12 protein-coding genes are annotated in these 21,064 nt (G+C 42.4%); 4 read left to right on the top strand and 8 right to left on the bottom strand.

Translation table 11 applies throughout. The features are described from left to right. Nucleotides 1-5 precede the first annotated feature (5 nt). The 5 genes from AC1DU2_RS25585 to AC1DU2_RS25565 form a co-directional block, all read right to left on the bottom strand. A complete protein-coding gene (locus tag AC1DU2_RS25585; RefSeq protein WP_477387924.1) occupies nucleotides 6-1,841 on the bottom strand; it encodes an alkaline phosphatase in 1,836 nt (611 codons plus the stop codon). Nucleotides 1,842-2,417: 576 nt separating this feature from the next. Continuing rightward, nucleotides 2,418-3,929: a RagB/SusD family nutrient uptake outer membrane protein gene (locus tag AC1DU2_RS25580; RefSeq protein ID WP_477387922.1), complete on the bottom strand. Its 1,512-nt coding sequence runs from the start codon at nucleotides 3,927-3,929 to the stop codon at nucleotides 2,418-2,420. 36 nt (nucleotides 3,930-3,965) lie between these two features. Further along, nucleotides 3,966-7,322, bottom strand: a complete 3,357-nt coding sequence (locus tag AC1DU2_RS25575) for a SusC/RagA family TonB-linked outer membrane protein (RefSeq protein ID WP_477387920.1) — start codon at nucleotides 7,320-7,322, stop codon at nucleotides 3,966-3,968. A gap of 111 nt (nucleotides 7,323-7,433) precedes the next feature. Further along, a complete protein-coding gene (locus AC1DU2_RS25570) occupies nucleotides 7,434-8,378 on the bottom strand; it encodes a FecR family protein (RefSeq protein WP_477387918.1) in 945 nt (314 codons plus the stop codon). Nucleotides 8,379-8,424: 46 nt separating this feature from the next. Then, nucleotides 8,425-9,033, bottom strand: coding sequence for an RNA polymerase sigma factor (locus AC1DU2_RS25565; RefSeq protein WP_477387916.1), 609 nt, complete (start codon nucleotides 9,031-9,033; stop codon nucleotides 8,425-8,427). A gap of 216 nt (nucleotides 9,034-9,249) precedes the next feature. Here AC1DU2_RS25565 and rpiA point away from each other — a divergent pair, with 216 nt between their 5' ends. After that, entirely contained in the window at nucleotides 9,250-9,936 is a 687-nt protein-coding gene (rpiA, locus tag AC1DU2_RS25560; RefSeq protein WP_477387914.1) for a ribose 5-phosphate isomerase A, read from the top strand. A 480-nt stretch (nucleotides 9,937-10,416) separates the two neighbouring features. On the opposite strand, the gene AC1DU2_RS25555 is transcribed toward rpiA, so the two are convergent. The 3 genes from AC1DU2_RS25555 to AC1DU2_RS25545 all read right to left on the bottom strand — a co-directional run bounded on the left by AC1DU2_RS25555 (nucleotide 10,417) and on the right by AC1DU2_RS25545 (nucleotide 17,112). Beyond that, nucleotides 10,417-11,964, bottom strand: a complete 1,548-nt coding sequence (locus AC1DU2_RS25555; protein ID WP_477387912.1) for an FG-GAP repeat domain-containing protein — start codon at nucleotides 11,962-11,964, stop codon at nucleotides 10,417-10,419. Between the two features lie 100 nt (nucleotides 11,965-12,064). Continuing rightward, nucleotides 12,065-13,840 (bottom strand): RagB/SusD family nutrient uptake outer membrane protein, encoded by a 1,776-nt coding sequence (locus AC1DU2_RS25550; protein ID WP_477387910.1) that lies wholly within the window; start codon nucleotides 13,838-13,840, stop codon nucleotides 12,065-12,067. Nucleotides 13,841-13,851: 11 nt separating this feature from the next. Then, nucleotides 13,852-17,112, bottom strand: a complete 3,261-nt coding sequence (locus AC1DU2_RS25545) for a SusC/RagA family TonB-linked outer membrane protein (RefSeq protein WP_477387908.1) — start codon at nucleotides 17,110-17,112, stop codon at nucleotides 13,852-13,854. An 881-nt stretch (nucleotides 17,113-17,993) separates the two neighbouring features. Between AC1DU2_RS25545 and AC1DU2_RS25540 the strand changes: the two genes are divergently transcribed. The 3 genes from AC1DU2_RS25540 to AC1DU2_RS25530 all read left to right on the top strand — a co-directional run bounded on the left by AC1DU2_RS25540 (nucleotide 17,994) and on the right by AC1DU2_RS25530 (nucleotide 20,509). Continuing rightward, on the top strand, nucleotides 17,994-18,953 hold the full coding sequence (locus tag AC1DU2_RS25540; protein WP_477387906.1) for a sensor histidine kinase: 960 nt from the start codon (nucleotides 17,994-17,996) through the stop codon (nucleotides 18,951-18,953). After that, on the top strand, nucleotides 18,950-19,657 hold the full coding sequence (locus AC1DU2_RS25535) for a LytR/AlgR family response regulator transcription factor (protein ID WP_477387904.1): 708 nt from the start codon (nucleotides 18,950-18,952) through the stop codon (nucleotides 19,655-19,657). Before AC1DU2_RS25540 ends, AC1DU2_RS25535 begins: the two co-directional genes overlap by 4 nt. A gap of 261 nt (nucleotides 19,658-19,918) precedes the next feature. Next, on the top strand, nucleotides 19,919-20,509 hold the full coding sequence (locus AC1DU2_RS25530; protein WP_477387902.1) for a hypothetical protein: 591 nt from the start codon (nucleotides 19,919-19,921) through the stop codon (nucleotides 20,507-20,509). Nucleotides 20,510-21,064: the final 555 nt, after the last annotated feature.

The following is a 21,064-nucleotide window of genomic DNA, read 5'->3' as shown; positions in this document are numbered from 1 at the left end:
ATCTCTTATTTTATCAAAGCCTTCAGCTTATTAAAAATTTCGGTGTTGTTGAAAACGCCTCTAAAATCAAGCGAGTGCGGGCCGTAGGCAAATATGGGTACGGGTGTTCCGGTATGGTCATTAGTGCTAAAGTCGCCCAAAACGTATCCTTTGCCGATATTGCCGTCCAGCAGCGTTAAACCGCCTGTTTCATGATCGGCAGTAACAATAACCAGTGTTTCGCCATCTTCGTCGGCAAAGCGCAGGGCATCACCAACCATCCTGTCAAAATCGCTATTTTCGGTAATTACCTGTTTCAAATTATTGCTATGCCCGCCATGATCAATCTGCGATCCTTCGATCATCATAAAAAATCCGTTTGGCGCATTCTTAAAAGTTTGGGCTACTTTTTTAAATGCCAGTGGCAAATAGTTTCCCTGGCCATCCATTTTGGGCCTGGTTACACTATCGTCCATTAATGCCAGGATCTTTGTTGCAGGTGTATTTAAAAAATCGTCAAAATTTCGGATAACGGTATACCCGCGTTGTTTCATTTTGTCAATAGGCGTTTGTCCATTTACCGGCTGGGTAAAATCTTTATAAGCCGAGCCTAAAAATATATCAACGGGCGATGATACTATTTGATTGGCTATGGCCCCGGAGTGGCTTCGCTCAGCATCATGTGCGTAGAAGGCAGCGGGGGTTGCATCCGTTAGCTCGCAAACTGCAATATCGGCCGTCTTCTTTCCGGCATCGGCGCTATAGTCGGCCAGTGAGCGTAAAGGTTTACCGTCCGGATCAACGCCTATGGCCCGGTCGTTTGTTTTTTGGCCTGATGCAAACGCGGTAGCACCTGCAGCCGAATCGGTGATATAAGCATCAGCCGAATAAGTAACCGAAAAGCCCATGTTAAGCATTTGGAATATATTAAGCTGCCCCCTGTTGGCACTATAGGTAGCATATAATTGCGATAAGCCCATGCCATCGCCTATACATAAAATGATGTTTTTAACCTTTTTAACCTCGCCATCTGATTTATAGCTGGGGTGATAGATAACATAAGGCTCAGGAGCTGTGTATTCAGATTTCTCTTTCCTGTTTAAAAAATTGCCCAGTCCTTCTATGTCATCAGTACCTATAACATCAACGCCCAAACGTAACATGGCCAGCCAGCTGCTTTTGGTATCGGGAGTTTCGTAAAAACGAACTTTTTTGCCGGCATTATGAACACTGTCGATACCACCTCTTATTCTTTTAATTTCGTCGGCATTAAATACACCCTTGCCATTCCAATGCACATATTTGCTTAACGGGAAGCTCACCAATCCAATTTTTTTCCATTGCATAGGCGTAAATCCATCTAAATGGTCAACATCAAATGAAATCCAGTCGGGGTAGTTCGGCATAACAACTGGCGGAGGCACGGCTCCCGTCATCACAATAGATAACCTGCCAGGGTGCCCATCATAGGCAAAATATTTTTCTAATGGTTTAAGTTCGCTGATCACCAAGGGCAATATGGCTTTATAATCTTCTTTTATTTCGATAAGCAGCCTCAGGTGTCTTTGCGGATCGCGGTTAAATTTCTCTATTAGCGGATCGATATAAAGGATTTTTAATGAGCGTTTGGCGCTGATCTCCTTTTTATCGTGTGCTACCATCAGTTGGCCGTTTACCGCATAAACATCGGCCTCAATTGATCCAAAACCTTTTTCATAGGCCCTATAGAAGGGAATATTGTTTTTATAATCATTATGCGAGTGCGCATCGGCCACGGTATAAGCCTTAATTTGCGCGTGGGCAGTAATGCGTAAACCCGCAAGCAGCGCCAACATTGCTGCTGTCCTAATTATTTTTATCATGATGCTGTAAATATAAAAACCAAGCATTGCCCGGTTTTAAAGTTTGTATTATTAAATTACCAATCCGCATTTTGTTTTAGCTGACCCTGGCATACCCGGATACCTTTAGGTGAGATAAACTTTCACTGTTAATTAAGCTTAAGATTACCGCTATCATAAAACACGTTGTGACGATTAACCGCATTTTACAGGTGCTGTTCGCTATACTTTTTGGAGTTACTCCGTCGTCTGTATTATTTAAAGAAACCCGATTACCCACATAGGCGGCTGATATGAGTATCGCCCCTTCTGCCAGCGCTATGAGTACCTTCAACCAAACCTTCCCAGATGAATGCGCTAAACTTTCGGGAATGATCAGATCGTTATAATATGCATTCAAAACAACCAGCACCCAGCATATTATAACCTGGTAAATAACATTGATTATAATATAGAATGGTCGTTTCATTGTTGGGTTTGTACTTGTATGTTTGCTTTCCCTAATTATGATGTGGCCCGGCGGGTGCTACTTATTATCTTCAAATAATTGCAATGTAAAAAACCGGGCAATGCCCGGTTTTAAAGGTATAAATTTATTTACCAGCCGGCATTTTGTTTAAGCTGCCCCTGGCTTATCTGGATATCTTTAGGTGGGATAGGCCATACATTATCCMTTGCCGGGTCAAAGTTACGCGCTTTCCAAACTACCGATCCATTGGCACCATGCAATGGCTTGGCATAAGTGGCCTGTGCATCACCCCAGCGTACCAGGTCAAAATTGCGGTCGCTCCACTCGCCTGCCAGTTCAACACGGCGCTCATGTTTCAAATCGGCAATGGTAGCGCCCGATTTTGGTGCAAGGCCTGCACGTACACGTACCATGTTTAAAGCTGCATCGCCATTTTTACCCTGCATAATTTGCGCCTCGGCCTTAATCAGCAAAATTTCGGCATAGCGTAATAACGGTACGTTTAAGTCTGTCGATGGCTCATCGCCGTTAGGGCTTACGTGAATACCACCGGCATAGCTAAATGGCTCCATGTATTTATTAAACTGGTAACCGGTTAAGCTGTTGCTTTTGCCGCCAATTGGATAAGTATACGTTTGGCCAAAATACTGGAAAGTATCACCGTTTTTAAGAATGGTTGTTGCCAGCCTTTTATCGCCGGTTTCAAACTCGTCAACCAGTTCCTTTGTGGGTTGATAGTAACCAAAGCCGTTATATAATCCCCAGCCTTTATTCTCCAGCATGGCGCCCGGCAAAATACTTTGTCCGTTTAAATTACTGGCAACCGACCAAATGTACTCTGAACTATAGTTATTGGCTATTTTAAATACATCGGCGTAATTGGCCAACAAAGCATGTTTGCCGCTTAAAATAACCGAGTCGGCATATTTTTCGGCATTGGCATAATCTTTTGCATGCAGGTAAGTTTTAGCAAGGTAAGCCCATGCGGCTGTTTTATGCGCCCTGCCCTTATCGGTTGCCGCAAGCTGATCAAAGTAGGGTAACAATGAAGCAGCTTTCTTCAAATCAGCTTCAATGTACGCATAGTTATCTTTAACTGAAGCTAATTGTACAGGAAACGCGATTGGGTTAGCGCGGTTTTGTAGTGGTGCGCCTTGTTTATCAGTACCATATAAATCGGCAATCTCCAGGTGCATCACAGCGTGTACAAGGTAAGCCTGCCCTAATATAAAGTTCTTGGTAGCCTGATCCATGGTGATGCCGGGCACATTGGCTATTACATCATTTGCCCTTTTCATCACCACAAAATGTAACGACCATGGTGCATAAATACTGCTTTCGTTACCGGTACAAACAAAGTTTTTGATATTTTCCCTATCGGCAGATGTACGGCCAACCACCATGTCGTCGCTGGCATTTATAAACCAAAAGAAACCGCGGCCGTACATATCCTCGCTGTTGCTCTGTTTTTCGTAAAGACCATTAGCTGCCGCCTGGGCATCACTGGCGTTTTTCCAAAAATTGGTGCTTGTTGGTGTACCGGTAGGTTTAATATTATCTAACGTACTTTTATTACAGCTTTGCGCAAGTATAATTACCATTATACTTAACAAGCCTTTAACTATATTTTTAAATTTCATCTTAATTATCTCCTTAATTCTCTAAATACCTTGTTGTTATAAGCCTACGTTAATACCTATTAAAATGATCCGTGATTGTGGGTACAAACCTAAATCGACCCCATTTTGGTTGATACCAACTTCCGGATCAAGGCCCGAGTATTTGGTAAACGTGGCCAGGTTTTGCGCGTTGGCAAAAACCCTTGCGCTGCGAACGCCTATTTTGGTCATCAATGTTTTTGGCAGGGTGTAACCCAGCGTTACGTTTTTGATACGCATGTATGAGCCATTTTCGACATAAAAATCAGATACGTTACCAAAGTTGCCGTTAGCATCACTGGCCGAAAGCCTTGGTATGCTGGTGTTGGTATGTGTAGGACTCCAGGCGTTTTTAGCATCCGACAGCAGGTTGTAGTTTTGGATAGATGCATTTAAACCGGTGTACTTAACCGCATTGAAAATTTTGTTGCCGGCAATGCCCTGTAAAAATACGCTCAGATCAAAGTTGCCATAGCTAAAGTTGGCGGTAAAGCCGTAGTTGAATTTAGGAAAGGGTGTACCCATGTAGGTTTTATCGGCATCGGAAAGTTTTCCATCGCCATTCAAATCAAGAAACTTAATATCGCCCGGTTTTGCATTTGGCTGGATAAGCGCGCCCGATGCATTCTTGTAGTTGTTAACCTCATCCTGGGTTTGGAATAAACCCGCGGTTTTGTACCCGAAGAAAGAGTACAACGAATATCCCTGCTGCAATTGAACCGGAACCAGGTTATCCCTTACCGTTGGATTTGATAAAATTGTTTGCTGCCCTGGCAAAATATCCTGGATCTTGTTCTTTATATATGATCCGTTGGCAGCAAGGTTATAATGCAGCTGGCCAATACTGTTCTGGTACTTAACCGATAGCTCGATACCCTTATTCTGGATTTCGCCGCCGTTTACAAATGGCGGATTAGATACGCCAAAAACTGCCGCTACCGGTGGCTGAAATATAAACTGGGTGTTTTTTTTAATAAATGCATCACCGGTTATATTTAGCTGTCCATTTAGTAAACCTAAATCGAAACCGATATCTGTTTGGGTTGCTTTTTCCCAGCCTATACCTTTATTGGCTATACCATCAACCGCCGATCCGGTTATAACAGCGGCCGGGCTGCCCAGGTAACCAGAAGTTTTGGTTAACGATACTGATGTAGGGAAATTGGGTAAGCCCGCCAGGTTACCAGACTGACCATAACTTGCCCTCAACTTGGCAAATGAAACCAACCCATCAACTGGGAAAAACGGCTCTTTACTGATCAACCAGCCACCTGATACTCCAGGGTAATTTTGAGTTCGCTTTGCATTACCTATAATTGACGAAGCATCGCGGCGGATGATGGCATTAATAAAATACTTGCCCTTGTAATCATAACCAACCCTGCCTAAATACGATATCAGCGCGGCCTCATTCTTATTACCCTGCAAAGGAACACCTGTTGGATTTAAGGTACCATTTATAATGTACCTATATGCCGGATCTTCGCTCAGGTAATTATCGGTATTTACACTAAAAAATTCCTGGGTGTCATTCTGGTAGGTGTAGCCTGCCAAAGCGGTTACGTGGTGGTCGGTGCCAAATGTTCTGTCGAAGTTTAAGGTTTGCTCAGCAAGTATTGTTCTTGAATTATTTTGCTCCTGGAACAGGAAGTTATCAAAAAACTTTTTTCCGGGCTCCAATACCCTGGTGCTAAAGTTTTTAATAGTCTCCAGATTTTTGGTGATTCCAAGATTCGAGCGGAATTTTAATCCTTTAAACAAACTTACTTCTACGTAAGGATTTATAGTGAAGCTCGTAACCGCATCGCTGTTATCCAGGCGTTTTAAGTAAGCTACCGGGTTTATAACATCGCCGTATGAGCCTGCATAAGCAGCAGGCACACCGCCGAAGCTACCATCAGCATTATAAATGGAGGCATTGGGCGGATAAAATACGGCCGACAATATAGCACCTGTATAAGCGCTTGTGGTATTAGCCCCCTGGCCGTTATTATAGGAGAACGACATGCTTTCGCCCATTTTAAGCCAGTCTTTTACCTGGTGATCAGAATTTACCCTGAAGTTGTAACGCAGCGCGTTGGTATTTAAAAGGATAGCGTCGTTTTTACGATAACCACCCGATACATAAAACGTTGATTTATCGTTACCACCGCTAATGTTAAGGCTATAATCCTGCACATGGCCTGTCCTGAAAAGTGCATCAGTCCAGTTGGTACGGGTTATGCGCGAATCCGGGTTTACAGTGGCATCAAAAGCCGGCAGGCGGGTTTTGCCTGCATTATCATAGGCGTTATTGATAGCATCAGCATATTCGGCAGCGTTCAGGGCCTGCAATATCTTGAGCGCATTTTGATTCCCTCCTTTTACCGAAATATCTAAATTGGTTTTACCTTGTTTACCACGTTTGGTAGTTATCAATATTACACCGCCGGCAGCTTTGGCACCGTAAATAGCAGCATATGAATCTTTCAATACGTCGATTGATTCGATATCATTTGGGTCTATCGGGCCGCCGTTGTAGATAGTTCCGTCAACTACGGTTAACGGGCCTTCGTTGTTGAAAGAGCTCTGCCCGCGCAACCGGATGCTTGGGCCCGATGTGGGGTCGCCGCCCTCATTTAAAACGGTAACACCGGCTATTTGGCCTTGTAGCATCTCGGTTACCGAACCTACTGAACGATCTTTAACATTTGACACCTTTAATGAACCAATAGCACCTGTAACATCCGATTTTTTTTGGGTACCATATCCAACCACCACTACTGCCGACAAGCCGGTTATATCTGCACTTAAAATAACATCAAGCGGCGAATGATCGGCAACTACCTCCTGGTTTTTGTAACCGATAAACGAAAAAACCAGTACCTCGCCCTGCTCAACCGATATTTTAAAAGCACCGTTAACATCTGTTGAGGTGCCTGTCTGCGAGGTTTTACTGCGAATGGCAACGCCTGCAAGAGGGCCCTCTTTATCGCTCACGGTACCGGTTATCACTACTTTTGCCGGCACTTTTACCACTTTTTTACGCGAGATAATGATGGTGTTGTATTTTTCGCGGTACTCCAGCTGGGTGTTGCTGGTTAAAGCATTTAATACATCTTTTAAAGGCTTGCCTATAAAAGTGCTCGCTTTTACTTTTACTACCGCCACATCATCTAATTTGTAATTGAAGGCTACATTGTTCATCGCCTTTTTTAATTTTTCCAGCGATGCATCCATTGTTTCATCGGCAAACTTTACGGTTACCGGCTGGTCAATCAATGATGCTTTACGCTCGGCCAGGGATTGGCCCGGGACCAACGTTGCGAAAATTGTTAAGAGCAATAAAATTGCGGTCATTAACTTTCTTGAAATCTGGGATAAAGATTTTTCCATACATTTGTTTTTAAAAGTGATTAGTAACCGCCTGTCTGGTTTTAGTCTGGGCAGTTACACTTAATAAGCCAGTGCTTGTTAGTAGCAGGCATTGGTTTTCTTTTATATCTATTATTTAATATTTACTACATCCCCGTTAAGCCGGTATTTACGGCCATCAATAAACTGCAAAATATCAAGCACCTGGTTAATGGTTAACTTATTTGAAAACCTAACCGAATAGTGCTGCCTGCTCAGCCTTTTACCCGCGTATTTAAAATTGACGTTATACCTGTTTTGCAGGTAAACAGCTACCTCTTTAAATTCAACATTATCTAAAATAAGGTCGTCATGCATCCAGCTTAGCGCGTGGTCGCCTATAATGGTTTGTCTTGAAAAATTTTGGTTTTGTTTGTTATAAGTTACCTGCTGCTGCGGTGTGTACATACCCAAAGTATGCTGCCTGTCATGTACTTCAACCTTACCGCTGTTTACAAACACCTGTATGGTTGGCAGTTCGTGATAAAATTTAATATTAAATGAGGTACCTAACACCTGTGTGGTAACACCGGCCGTGTGTACCAGGAAAGGTTTTGTAGCATCGTGCTTTACATCAAAAAAGGCTTCGCCATTTAGCAAAGTTACCTCCCTTACGGCAGCGCCGAATTTAACCGGGCACCTGATGGCGCTGCCCGCGTTTAGTTGCACAAGGGTATTATCGGGCAATAATATTTTTTTCATCTGCCCTTTGGGCGCGGTAATTACCTGGTAGGCTATTACATCTGCTGGTTTAGGGCCTGTAAACATGCGGTAACCCAAAATACCGGCAAAAAGAGTAATTAAAACAACAGCGGCTACTTTTACCCAGGCGGTGTTTAAACGGGTTATGCGGGGCTGGTTAACGGTTTGCGCTTGTATTTTTTCCCAAAGGGCCTGCTTTAAATGCCCCACATGTTGCGGCGCATCCTGCCGGCGGTTTAAATCCTGCATCAGCATTTGCAAGTACGCTAACTCTTCGTCGGTGCATTTGCCTTCGTTAAATTTATCAAGTAGTTTTTTGATTTCCTTTTCTTTCACTTATAAGCCTTTATACTTACCAAGTGACAGCAGGAAGGACTGTGTACTATAACAACCGTAAAAAAATTATCAGCAGCAAAAATTCGCTCAGATTATCGGGCGGGATAACGTTATAATAATGGTGAACGGTCTTCTTTAACCGGCCCAGGGCACTGCTAATCTGGTTACGCACGGTTTGGTGCGATATACCTAATTCTGCAGCTATTTGTTGCCCGTTCATATCCTGTTCGCGGCTGCACAGGTAAACCTGGCGCATTTTTTCGGGCATGTCGGCAATTTCGCGGTTTATTAAAAAGCTTAGTTCGGCAAATGACAGTTTTTGGGCAGTACTATCCTCGGCCATATCCGGCAACTCCATAAAATCATTTAATGACTGAGGCTGTTTGCTTTGCTTTTTGAACCACTTGTAGGCCATGTAATTTACCGATACAACCAGGTAAGCCTCCAGTGGACCGTTTACCTGTATGGTGTAGCGGTTTTTCCATACCGAGAGGAAGAGTTCCTGCACCATATCCATCGCCTCATCTTCATGCTGCGTTTTTTTAAGGGCAAAGGCTATCAATTTATCAGCGTAACGCTCGTAAATTTCCTGAAATGCACTATCATTACCGCTTTGCAGTTCCAATAAAAGTTGAGCATCCGAATACTGTTTCACAAGCCTTTTTTATAGGGGTAAAGTAACGCCAATGATATTAATTTAAATTTAAGGATATATTAAGATACAAGAGTCAAGAATTAAGAGTCAAGATAAGCGCAAAATATCAAATAAAGACAAAAGTTGGCGATTTACTTGAAGTTTAATTGTTAAAATTAAGTATAAATTACGCTATTATTGTTTTCAATCTTAATTCTTGACTCTTCTTTTTTTGCTATGAACGATTTAAAACTTGAGGCGGCAAAAGCAGCCCTAAAATTTATTAAACCACACCAAACCATAGGTTTAGGGGCCGGCAGCACCATTGCTCACCTGGTTACCCTGGCAGCTGCCGATGATGAACTTGCAACATCGGTTACCTTCACGTCGTCATCTTTTAAAACTACCGCTATGCTTGCCAAAAACGGCTTAAGGGTAATGGCACCGGCACTGTTAAACCGCCTTGATATTTATTTTGACGGATGCGACCAGTTTGATAAACAACTGAACGCTCTTAAAAGTGGCGGCGGCATCCACACTACCGAAAAGATCCTGGCATCAATGGCCGATGAGTTTATGCTGATTGGTGATGCGGGAAAATATACTGATAAGCTGAATACTACCTACCCCCTGGTTATTGAAGTTTTGCCCGCCGCGTTGCAAATTGTATTAAAACGTCTGGCAGCAGATTTCCCGGGTGCCAAAATTAATCAGCGCATGAGCAGCCAGAAGGATGGCGCGGTAGTATCAGATAATGGTAATATGCTGGTTGATATATTTTTCGCGGAGCTTTTACAGCTGGATGAGTTAAACATCAAGGTAAAAATGATACCGGGTGTTGTTGAGCATTCTTTGTTTTATGGGATGGCTACCAAAGCTATTATTGCCGGTGAGGATGGGATTAGGGTGATTGAAGCTGTTTAAAAAGTCTCCCAGTGATTAAGCCGACAAGTTGTGCTAATCCACAACTCCCTCGCGACCATCATTGCAACGTACGAAGCAATCCCCGACATGCTTTACGGTTGCTTGGGTACTGAAAATATTTTTTATAAGCGAACACATCGGCCCRCTCAATTGCCGCGGGAGGGCTGTTACTTTGTCTTGATACAAAGTAACCAAAAATCAAGTCAGCAGAAATGCTTCTTTGCGCTCGTGGCCTCTGCCCTGCAAAACGGTCAAAACCTGGGCTGGAATTATTTTGCCCCTAAGCACTTTCCCCACGCACATGCAAAAACTGCCTATGCCCTGCCACCGCACAGCCCCGCATTGTTTTACCCGTTTTCGCCCGAAGCTGTTCTGCTGACGATTTGTAGACGACGAGAGCTTCAGTAAAAAATACTAATGATCAATAACTTAAGATTATATCACTGCAAGACAAGAAACAATGACGGTCTTTTTCTAATTTCAGAGCTTCCTACTTAAAAATTTATTATTGTTTTTTAATATCACAAACGGCGTGCGGGTATTCCAGCCGGGTTTTATACTATCATCGTTAATAAAACCCATCGAAAAATTGCCTAAAATAATATCCGGGCTGCCGTCGCCATTATAATCTTTAACATCCATACAAATCCATCGCCCCTGGTTATATATGGGCAGGTTGTGAGGTATAAAATGCATGGGGCTGTCCTGTTCAAAATAAGTAAAACCTTCGCCGGGATTTTTCTTCAGATCCGAAAAAAAGGCAATCAGCGCTATGTCCAGCTTGCCATCACCGTTAAAATCGGCGGCTATGGCTTTGGTGGCTCCGTTTACAGGGTAAAAATAGGCTTGCTTAAATTTAAAATTGCCCTGGTTAAGGTATATGTAAACGCCGTGGAAGGGCTTCAATATTTTTGAATAGTCGCTGTTATCGCCACTGGTGTATAAAACATCCGGCAGCCCGTCGTTATTAAAATCGACCAGCTGAAAACTGCTTGAGCCATACATAGGCGGAAACCTCAAAATGTTCCTGCTTGTAAAACCTCCTTTATGGTCATTCAAAAACAGCCACACACCTTCATCAGCCTGCGCAAATAAACACGCTACATCGGGCCAGCCATCGTGGTTAAAATCGCTAATAACGGCATGCTCGGCACCGGGCATGGTGCTGATGGTGTGTTTTTCAAACTGGTTGCCGGCCAATTGCTGATACCAGTACAAGCCACCCAAATTATGGCCAAACCCGCATACCACCCAATCCTGCAAACCGTCTTTATTAATATCGCCCGATACTGATTGTATTGGCCTTGGCAATTTATCGGCAATCTGAATTTCCCGTTGATAGTTTATGGATTTTAAATCCACTTGTTTTACAAAACCATTAGCTATATCAACAGCATCCATCGAACCGATGAATGTAAAAACACTTTGCCCGATACCCTTATCATCTTTACCAAATTGCACATCAACCGCTGGCGAAGGGTATTTAACGGTTGATAATAGCTTCAGTTGGTTTGACCATTGGAAAATACTGCTACTCATCCTGTCGCTGGTATAAATACGCTGTCCGGCGGTATCAAATGCCACCATGGTAGTTGTTGCCAAAGGCACATCGTGGGCAGGCTTTATTAAACTGAAATTGCCCCAGTCTTTTAACGGGGCAACAGGGACCCTTGCGGGCATCAATTTCTTTGGTGATGCTTTGGTATAGTAATCAACAATTTTTAACCAATCGTCATAGGATACTGCCGATTTTGCCGACAGGTCGTTTACATATTGGTCATCGGCATACACTTTTATGCCCAAACGCGGGGCCATTGCGGGTAGTACGTGTTTTGTCCAGGTTTCCTGGTCAAGCAGCCGTGGTTCGGGATATTGATGGCAGCTTTTACAATAGGTAACAGACAAGCTTTTTCCATCGGTTGCAACCACCTGCGGTTGGGGGCTTTTACAATTAACCGAGACGAAGCAAACAAATGCTGTAAATAAAAATAAGGTTGATGTTAAAATGTAATGTTTGCTAAACCTCATAACTGCCTGCTAAAGTTTGTTGATGAATGTGCCTGTATTTTTACATACAAAAAGAGGCAGCTAATGCCACCTCTTTCTGTTTTATCAAAAATAAACAATGTTAGTAACCTGGGTTTTGTTTCAAAGCAGAAGAAGATCCGGTTGATTCCAGGTCGATTTGTGCCTGCGGAATTGGATAAACCTCGTTTTTACCAACTGTGAAATGTGCGCCGGTAACGTCGGTTATATTTTTGCCATCGTAGCCAAAATAGGTAGCCAATGATTGCTGGGCTGTACCCCACCTAACGATATCAAAAAAGCGATGGCCTTCCATACCTAACTCCAGCTTCCGTTCAAAATAAATGGCTTTTAAGGCCAGGTCTTTACCCGTAAAATAACCTGCCGGGTATTGATTTACTACATATTTGGCAGCCGGTGTTGTAGTATAGCCGCCCATTGGGTTGGCCGCATCTTTATAAGTATATACTATACTTGCCGGTTTAGCTGCCCTTGCACGTACCAGGTTTACGTATGATAAACCCAAATCGCCGGTGCCTAATTGTGCTTTTGCCTCGGCCGCCATTAACAATACATCGGCAAAGCGAATAATGTTAACCTGGTTTGCATTACCCGGTGCCCAGGTATGGCTATCGCCCAGGGTACCCTTTGTGGCCTGGTAATAAACATTCTTTTTAGGCGAGTACGGGCCAGCTGAACTTTGCTCACGGATCCAGTTTTGACCAGGGTGATTGCCCCAATCCAGATACGGAATACCACGGCGGCCAACTGTCCAGTCTAAGCGTGGGTCAAGGTTGCCGGCATCAAGTGTAAAAGCGGCAGTTGATGCAACGCCCTGATCGTTAACTACAGCGTGGCTGTTGTAGTCATCTAAATAAGGTAAGCCGGTAGCATCGGTACGGAATGAGTTAGCCAGATCTTCGGTAGGCTGAAAAAACCCGCAGCATCCAAAAGGGCTGTTGTACGGGTAGTTCAGCATATCGCCGTTATTGGCCTCGCTAATAGTACCGGTACCATCATTTGCTGCCTGCTGAATAGCAAAAACAGTTTCTTTATTGTTTTTGGTTGCTGCGTTAAAGTTATCCTCGTAATTATCCGTTAAACCGTAAGCAACACCTGCCGAGTTTGTTCCGCCTGTAATAACCTCGGTAAATGTTTTATCGGCATTGGTATAATCTTTTTGGTACAGGTAGGTTTTAGCCAGGTAAGCGCCCGCTGCCCATTTGTTTACCCTGCCAACCTGTGTTTGGGTTGCAGGTAAGTTTGCGTAGGCAAATGCAAAATCGGCAACTATTTTTGGCCATATATCGGCGGTATTAGGTTGCACAAAATTGGCTGTGGTTTCGTCGATATAAGGCACATTGCCAAACATCTTTTTCAGGTCGAAATAATAATGACCGCGCAAAAACCTGGCCTGGCCAATAATATTTGCTTTATCGGCGGCAGATATGCTTGTAACAGCCGTTACTGCTTTTAACACGTTGTTTGCTCTTGTTACACCTTCATAATCGGCAATCCATTTGGTATTTAAAAAACCGTTACTAGCATCAACCGTAAATGTTGCTATAGAGTTGATGGCAGGCTGATCGATACCGGAACTGCCTTTGTGAGCGTCGCCACCGGCCACGCTGCCATATATCCAGTTATCGGGTGATGATTCCCAGGGATTACCGCCACCAAAAGCAACGTTGCCGCCTTTTTGGCCGTCAAGCGCCGAATATGCACCAATCAAAAGGCCATCTACACCTGCCGCGGTTGTTATTTGGGCTGTACTTAGCGCACCCAAAGCAGGTTGGTCAAGAGACGACTTTTTGCATGAACTTTGAACTATACCAGCTATAACTAAAGTACAAACTGATAAACGTATGATATTTTTCATAAAATCTTTAATTAAAATTTAACTTGTACACCTAATAAATAAGTACGGCTTGGCGAGTAGTTACCCCTATCAACACCAAAGTTGGTGCTGCTGTTGGTATTACTGGTGGTACCGCCACCCACAATCTCGGGGTCAACGCCAGAGTACTTGGTTATGGTAATTAAATTAGCTCCTGATAAGTAAATACGTGCGCTGCTTAAACCAATTGATTTGATCAGGTTAGGTGCAAACTTGTAACCTATTTGCAGGTTTTTTAAACGCAGGTATGAGCCGTTTTCTACATAATAAGAGTTGGGTACAGTGTTGGTACTAAATGAGCCATCAATTTCCTGTATAGGTGCTTTGGCATCCATATGGGTAGGCGTCCATGAATCATACAAAGCTGTTTTGCTTTTTGCGCCCGCAAAATTGGCGTAAAAATCTGTCCACCATCTTACATCATTCCAAATTTTGTTGCCGTATGAGCCATACCAGAACATATTCAGATCGAAGTTTTTATACGTAAAATCGAGGTTGAAACCGCCGGTGAATTTAGGGTTAGGGTTGCCCAGCAATGTACGGTCACTGGCATCTACTTTACCATCGCCATTTACATCGGCATATTTAAAGCGGCCAACAGCGGCATCGGTTTGATAAGTGCCCCCTGCTTTTGCATTGGCAGCATCAATTTCGGCCTGTGAATTCCAGAAACCATCAGTTTTGTAACCAAAGAAACCGCCCACAGGGCCACCTACCTGGTTGCGTATAATGGAGCTGCCATTAAAACGGCCTGAGTTTTGGTCGAAGTAAGGCTGCCCTACGGTAACGGCCTTAATAACGTTATGATAAGTAGTAAACGTTAATGAAGCATTCATTTTCAAATCATGACCCAGGGTTTGATGCGTGCCGATGGCAATATCCAAACCCGTATTATTCATAGCTCCAACGTTGCTGTATGGTGCTGTGGCCGAGCCTGCAGTACCCGGCAGGTTTGGATTGAATAACAAGCCGGTAATGATCTTTTTGTAATAATCGGCAGATATATCCCATTTCTGGTTAAAAAACGAACCATCAAAACCAATATTTAAGTTTTTATCAAGCTCCCATTTGGCATCGGGGTTACCTATCCTGGTTTGGGTAAAACCGGCAACTGTACTGGTTGATGTACCGGCAATATCATAGTATGAATTGGTTTTAATTGCGCCAAATGTGGTAAAGGCGTTAGATGGGTCGACATTGATCTGGTTACCCATTACACCGTATCCACCACGGATCTTCAAATCGCTTATCCATGTTGCTTTTTTCAGGAAACTCTCCTGCGATATACGCCAGCCGGCACTTACTGCCGGGAACCAGCCATATTGGTAAGTTAAAAACCTTGATGAACCATCACGACGGAGCGTGGCATTTAACAGGAACTCATCGTTAAAAGTATAATCTAAACGCGCAATCAACGATTGTAGCTTATCTCTTTGGATGGTGCTATAAGCAGTTGGCGTACCGGTACCTGTTGTTATAGTGGTATAATTTTTATCAAAGGTAAAGTAACCTGTATTTGTAGCACCCAGGGTTTCGTACCTGTTTTTATAATTCTCTGTACCTACCAATAATTTAATATCGTGCTTACGAATGGTTTGGTGATAGGTTAAAGTATTTGTCCAGGTATAATTGTACCCGTTAAATGAGTTCTCGGAGTATGAGTTTGTGGTATTGTTTTCAGAATTCTCATATTCCGGGTAAGTAAAGCTGTGGTTATAATCGGAATAATACTCGCCGCCAAACTGGGTGCGTAAGGTAAAGTATTTCAGGAAATCAACCTCGGCAAAGGCATTACCAAACAGCCTGTTGTACGCTCCGTAATTATTGCCTGTACGTTGCTGTATAGCCACCGGGTTACGGGCGTTACCTAAGTTTGCTGTATTTGAACCGGCATAGTTACCTGCAATATCATATACAGGAATTATAGGCTGCTCGCGAAAAGCCATACCAATACCAGAACCCTCGTCATTTTCATTGATCAGGGGATTTTCTGTTACCGAGTATGATAAGTTTTCGCCTACCCTGATGTGTTTAGATACATTAAAGCTGGTATTTGCCCTTACGGTATAACGCTTATCATAAGTATCTATCAGGGTACCCTTCTGGTTGTAATAGTTCATAGAGAACAAGTAAGTGGCCAGGTCTGAACTGCCGCTTAAAGCCAGGTTATGGCTTTGTATAGGGGCCGATTTAAATATTTCATGATACCAGTCGGTACCTGCTTTGTTGGCCTTTGTAATACGGTAAAAGCCAGATGGATCGCCGGAGGTATAAAACGGGTTAACGTTATACTTTGATGGATCGACAGCCGGGTCGCCTGCATGTACGCCATAAGGGCCCGTACTGCCCGCGCTAATATAATCGGGCAATACATTGCCATTGGGGCCATACAGGTTGCTGCTTAAATCAACCGGTATTCCTTTTAAAGCAGCGGTATTTTGTATGGCCAGCGTTCTGAGGCTGGTCATTTCCTGCGGATTTAACAGGTTAAACACATTGCCGCCTTTAGGTACCTGGGTACCGTAATAAGCATCATATGATACGCTTACCTTACCGGTACCTTTTTTGGTGGTAATAACAATTACACCATTAGCCGCGCGCGCCCCGTATATTGATGCCGAACTTGCATCTTTTAATACCTGCATACTGGCTACATCATTGGGGTTAATGTCGCTTACGTTTGTAGTAGGTACACCATCAACCACATACAGCGGCTGGTTGTTGCCAAACGTATTGGCACCGCGAATTTTTACTGAAGGGTTTTCGCCCGGTTGCCCCGATGCAATAACGGTAACACCCGCTGCCTGGCCCTGCAACTGGTTTTCTACCGATGATGTTGGCTGCCTGTTGGCGGCGGCTACATCAACTACGGCCACCGCACCTACCAGGTCTTTTTTTCGCTGGCTGCCGTAACCTGTTACCACCACCTCGTTTAAGGTATTGTTACCGGCAATTAGGGTAATGTTTAAATTAACGTCGGTACCAACGGTTACTTCTTTGGTAACATAACCTATATAGGATATGACCAGCGTGTTGCCCGGACTTAACGAGAGGGTAAAATCGCCATTAACATCGGTAATAGCACCGGTTGCGGCACCTTTTACCCGTACCGAGGCGCCAATAATAGGTAATTTGTCATCGCTGGCGATAACCTTTCCCTTGTACTTTGTTTGGGCAGTAACTACCACCGAAGATACCAGGCAGCATAACAGCACACCCAGGAACCTCCCTTTTAGGAGTAAACTTTTAAACATGAATTTGAGATTTAATTGATATATATTTGGTTATTTATTGATTGCAAACAGAACGCGTAATCATCTCTTAATCAGCTGTTAAATAATGCGTTCCGGATCTCACCCCGGAACGCAAATCCAATATCATTTCTCAAGTGATATTGATCAACTAATTCTCAAATGACACGTTTACTAAATCATTTAAGCTCTTCAGATACCGATGTTATCAACCTTGATGATTTGAAGTTTTAGCTGCGCAAAACCGTCAAATCAGTTTATCAATACACGTGTATCGCTAATTCCTTATCCCGATCATCAGGAGCACAAAAGGCTCCCCTTAAAAATGTTTACTTATGTAAAAGAGGCCACACGATTTGCGCGCCCCAGGTAAATGCCCCGGTTTATTATAATTGTTCACAAATAATAAAATAATAGAATTATAGATTTTAATAAAGCGACAAAACATACCTATTGTAAGACCAAACAGGTAAATAATGCGACAAAAATATTTTTGCTTTTTGGGGTGCTGGAATACCAGAACCTGCGGGGATGTTATATATTAGCAAGAGTTTAAAAAACTGCCACAAAACCGATTTAAAACCAGTTTCACGTATAAAGGCTGGACAATTTTAGCAATAACAGCTTTTGCGTGGATATTTCGCAATGAATTAGTATGTACCAGCCAGGCAATCACATGTTTAAACATCAACAATCGATTGTGTACTATTTGTATTGTAAAAATAATACTGCATTTATGTATATAATTTCATTAAACCTTTTATAAATGTACTTTAGCCATGCATGATAAAAACAATATAATAGGTTTGAATTTGTACAATAAAAAATTCAGGATTTGGGCGCATGTATGCGTTTGGCTTGTTCTGATGGCTTTACCATACATCATGCATTCAATTAACGTATTGCCATCCCGCACGTTTACAGGCAAAGAAATGAGCGGGTTTATTAAGCTTGATTACGCGGGATACGTGTATTGGATAGCGGCTTTTTATTTTAACAGCTTAATTCTTATACCTCATTTGTTCATGAAGGGTAAATACCCTTACTATGTGCTGGGCGTACTTTCAATTTATGCCATTTACCTGTTTGTATATCATTATATTTATAACTGGCTGGAGATAGACCTGCCTTATGGCCTGCTGCGCACCAGCTGGCTGCGCCTGCCCGCGTTTTTACTCACCATGGCGGCAAGCCTGGCCTACACTACTATAAACGGCTTGCTTGACTACCAGGAAAAACTGCGCGAAAAGGATAAAGAGAAATTAAAAACCGAGCTGTCCTTTTTACGGTCGCAAATAAGCCCGCATTTTATATTTAATGTACTTAACAACATTGTATCGCTGGTAAGGTTAAATAGCACCGAACTGGAACCTACGGTGATGAAACTTTCGGGCTTAATGAAATACATGCTTTACCATACCGATGAAGAGAAAGTGAATATTAAGGTAGAAGAGGAATACCTTAATCATTATATTGATTTGCAAAAGCAGCGGTTTGGTAAAAAAGTTAAGGTAGAAACTTCATTTACCATCCTGAATAAAAACCAGCTGATTGAACCGATGCTGTTAATCCCGTTTGTTGAAAATGCCTTTAAGCATGGGGTGGGTTCGATAGATGACCCGCGCATTATCATTGAGTTAGTTACCGATGAGCGTTTTTTAAATTTTACCGTTATCAATAAATATGACGCATTAAATACCGGGCAAAAAGACGAATCGTCGGGCATAGGCATAGCTAATGTGAGCCGCAGAATAAACCTGTTATATGAAAACAAACATCAGTTAAGCATCAAAAGMGAAAACAATTGCTTTGAGGTTAACCTGATACTAAAATTAGATGCATGATAAATTGTATTGCAATTGATGACGAGCCGCTTGCCTTAAGTTTACTTGCCGATAACATAAGTAAAATTCCGTTTTTAAACCTGCAGGCAGCCTGCGACGATGGATTTTCGGCCAATAAAGCCATGCAGGAAAACGACGTCGATTTAATATTTGTAGATATCCAGATGCCCGGCATGACGGGGCTTCAGTTTATAAACAGCTTAATAAAAAAGCCGTTGGTTATCATTGTATCGGCCTACAAGCAATATGCTTTAGATGGCTTTGCCTTAAACGTGGTTGATTACCTTACCAAACCAGTACCCCTGGACAGGTTTATGCAGGCCTGTAACAAGGCAAAAGAGCTTGCCGAGCTTAAGGCGTTAAAGTCCGCGCTAAACCCGCCCACCCTAAACTATACTTATATAAATGCCGGGTACACCGTTGTTAAAATTACTTTTGATGAAGTTTTGTACCTGGAAGGCTTACGGGATTATGTTAAAATATACTTTACAGGCCATAAAAAGCCCGCCATTGTGCGGCTCAGCTTTAAAAATGTAGAACAAAAATGGCCATCGCATTTTATGCGCATTCACAAGTCATTTTTTATTAATACCCAAAAAATTGAGGCTATTAATAAAACGGCCGTAATTATTGATGAAAAAGAGATTCCCATAGGCGAAGCTTACCGGGCGGCGGTAACGGCGTTGATACAGTCAAATAGTTAATTGGGGGTATCCCTTTGTTTCAATAAAAAGCCGAAAAACGTTGCCTGCAAATTAAATATTCAGTAAATTACTTACTAAATACACAAGGCAATCGCATTTTAAGTTTATAAGATTTATTTCACGCAATGACGCAAAGTGATTTGCTTATTTTTTCTTTGCGGCTTGGCGCCTTTTCATGAATATCTAATAACTTGATACCATTGATACCTATTTAATCTTAAATGCGATGTGCCTCACTAAATACAGGATTTAATGAATATCATGGACAACATTTATGATATCCTGGAGCACATGCAAAAGCGGACTGCGATGTTCCTGGGAAATGACTACACTTTTGAAACGCTAAATGGTTTTATCAAAGGCTACACCTTTGCTGCCAGGGCAGACCAGCTTCAGAAACAAGGCTGCCCGGATTTTACGTATTTTAATACATGGATATTGGGACACCTGGAAGAGCACTACGGACTGGCGGGTGGCTGGCACTGGCAAATCCACAACAGGAATTTAAACGACGATAAAAAAGCATTTGAAGAATTCTTTTATTACCTGGATATATTTAAAAAATCTGAAAGAGCAGGTAAATCAGTCATCATCGACAAGCAGGCTGTTGCTTACAGTACCGAAGGCGCAGGAAAACCGTATTGCTCGGGGAATGATCTCGAAACATTCAAAAAAATAGCAGACGTCGAAAGTCCGGGCAAGATTGATTGGATAACCATGACAAATTCCAGCACTGTTTGGATTGACTACAGAGATAATAACGGAGATTCGCTATTTGACGCCTGGTATGTTAATGGGCCTGAAGCCAAACGTAAGCTAAAGTTAAAATTCGGTTCATTTAAATTAAGGTAAATTATTTCTCCTAAAAACCATATTTCATAAAAAAGGGCCGAAAAACTCTCGCAGTTTTTTGATCGGCCCTACATCTACCTATGAAAAACAATCCTTTGAGAAGGATATTAATTTATACTCAATAACAGTACCAATGGTTACATCTTAATTAAAATAAATAAAACGGGACTTTATTTTTACTTTCTTAATAGTTTGTAGAAATACTTCTACTATGATTGTGTAATAACGACACGGTTGGGGAGTTACCGGTAAGCCGGTTAGCCGGTTTCAGATCAGCTGTATTTGTCGCGGCTTGCATATATGTCGATTTTTTTGCCGGAGATTTGCCAAATTTTCAGTATCTCGTATCCAAACAAAAAAATGGCCCGTTTTTCCGTTCCGGAAAATTTACACTAAAAAGCCAATCTCCAATAAAAACACATAGCAATCTTATCTACGATAGCTTACATGTAAAAACAGTTTTTATTACTATATCAAAAGTGATTAAAAGTATACCAAAAGTGTGTAAAAAGATAACAAAAGTGCGCGAAAGTATACCAATCGTGCATAAAATCA

It is taken from the genome of Mucilaginibacter sp. P4_C11, assembly GCF_056402115.1.
The sequence above is the reverse complement of the archived record's forward strand: the minus strand, read 5'-3'. Positions and strand labels throughout refer to the sequence as shown.